Raw genomic sequence first — 641 nt, 5'->3', positions numbered from 1 at the left:
CCCGGGTGCCGTCGGCAAACGCGTCGAACTCGAACACGCCCATAGGTCCGTTCCACACAACGGTGCCCGCCCCCTTCAGCGCGCCGCAGAAAAGCTCCACGGTCTTCGGGCCGATGTCAAGGCCCATCATATCCTCGGGAATGGCGGTGACGTCCATGGCAACGGGCCGCGCGTCGGCGGAAAACTCCTTCGCCGCCAGCGTATCCACCGGCAAAAGAAGCTTCACGCCCTTCTCCCGGGCAGCGGCCATCGTCTCAAGCGCCAGCGTCTGCTTATCCTCTTCCAGAAGGGATGTTCCAATAGAGCCGCCCTGTGCCTTTATAAAGGTATAGGCCATGCCGCCGCCGATGATCACGGTGTCGGCCTTGTTCAAAAGGTTTCCGATGACGTTAATTTTATCCGAAACCTTGGCTCCGCCCAAAACCGCCACAAAGGGCCGCTTGGGATCGTCCAGCGCCTTGCCCATCACCTCAAGCTCCCGTGCCACCAAGAACCCGGACACGGCGGGGAGAAACTCCGCCACACCCACGGTGGAGGCGTGGGCCCGGTGAACGGAGCCAAACGCGTCGGACACAAACAGCTCCGCCATGGAAGCCAGCTCTTTTGCAAGCTGAGGGTCGTTTTTCGTCTCTCCCGGCTCG

Annotated in this window: 1 pseudogene; it reads right to left on the bottom strand. The window is 61.6% G+C overall.

What is annotated here, in order from left to right:
• Positions 1 to 641, bottom strand: a pseudogene (locus RTK01_RS00735) (phosphoglycerate kinase); the annotation flags it as partial.

This window comes from Oscillibacter sp., assembly GCF_031978065.1.
Lineage (GTDB): Bacteria > Bacillota > Clostridia > Oscillospirales > Oscillospiraceae > Oscillibacter.
This window is presented reverse-complemented; position numbering and strand designations above follow the sequence as displayed.